Below are 755 nucleotides of genomic sequence, written 5' to 3'. Positions count from 1 at the left end.
AACTTCGCCGCACTCGGCGGCCAGGACTACGACCCGGAGCAGTCCAAGCTCTCCGACGTCGCACAGGCCGCGATGATCACCAACCTCCTCACCGAGGACAACCTGCCGTCCTACCACCGGGAGATCGCCGAGAACTTCTCCCAGGACGGTGCCTGGGGCACGTGGGTCGGCCGGTGGACCGCCGAGGAGAACCGGCACGGCATCGTCATGCGTGACTACCTCGTCGTCACCCGCGGCGTCGATCCCGTCGCCCTCGAAGAAGCCCGCATGATCCACATGACCAACGGATATGCGTCGCCTGCCGGTGCAGGGGTGGGTCTGCTGCACTCCGTCGCCTACGTGACGTTCCAGGAGCTGGCCACCCGCGTCTCGCACCGCAACACCGGCAAGGTCTGCGACGATCCGATCGCCGACCGCATGCTCCAGCGCATCGCCGCCGACGAGAACCTGCACATGATCTTCTACCGCAACATCACCGGCGCGGCGATGGACATCTCGCCCGATCAGACGTTGCAGGCGGTCTCGGACATCGTGATGAACTTCGTCATGCCCGGTGCCGGTATGCCGAACTTCCGCCGCAACGGTGTGTTGATGGCCAAGCACGGCATCTACGACCTGCGTCAGCACCTCGAGGACGTTGTCTGGCCGGTGCTACGCAAGTGGAGCGTGTTCGAGCGCAACGACTTCACCGGCCGCGGCGAGAACAAGCGCGAGGAACTCGCCGCGTTCCTCGAAGACCTCGAGCGTCAGGCCAC

1 protein-coding gene is annotated in these 755 nt (G+C 65.3%); it reads left to right on the top strand.

Going from position 1 to position 755, the window contains the following annotated elements; translation table 11 throughout:
• Positions 1 to 755 (top strand): acyl-ACP desaturase (locus tag CH274_RS18190; protein ID WP_094658410.1); only part of this gene is annotated, 755 nt, incomplete at both ends.

Origin of the sequence: Rhodococcus sp. 06-418-5, from assembly GCF_002258285.1 — a bacterium.
Classification (GTDB): domain Bacteria; phylum Actinomycetota; class Actinomycetes; order Mycobacteriales; family Mycobacteriaceae; genus Rhodococcoides.
This window is presented reverse-complemented; position numbering and strand designations above follow the sequence as displayed.